At 42.2% G+C, this 502-nt stretch carries 1 protein-coding gene; it reads left to right on the top strand.

The annotated features are described in order from the left end of the window. Positions 1-502: hypothetical protein (locus DYY66_RS04500; RefSeq protein WP_166286587.1), on the top strand; the 502-nt coding region annotated here is incomplete at both ends.

Here is a 502-nt window from a genome sequence, read left to right on the forward strand (position 1 = left end):
TGATACAGGGTGGAACACAGATTAGTGCCACAATAAAAAACTCGACAGGCTTTGCACATTATTACAAGTCTGAACAATATGGAACCATGTTTTTCTTGCACCCTGGTGACACCGGAACAATCAGTGTCCAATATGACGCTCCTGCAAATGCCTCATGGTTTCAAAATAATCACAATGAACCTCTCAACATGACTAGTGGTGCAGCGCTCTATTACATGGCAAATGCCATGATGGGAAAGACCACAGTGCCTTTTGCTATATCGCTTTACACTGATAACACTGGACATCACTCACTAATCTGTCATTATGAAGGACAATACACAGGACATTTTACAGAACCTTGTAATGAAGACAACAAGGGGGACATACCTCCAGGTGAACTGCCTTATGCTTCAAAACTGCTCAGATCTGGTATAATAACATCATTTGAGCCAAACTCGGTAATGCTGTATCCTGGAAGCACTCCTGTCTTTACTGCAACTGTTTCTGCTTCTTCTGATGC

Source organism: Candidatus Nitrosotalea sp. FS (assembly GCF_011319475.1).
Lineage (GTDB): Archaea > Thermoproteota > Nitrososphaeria > Nitrososphaerales > Nitrosopumilaceae > Nitrosotalea.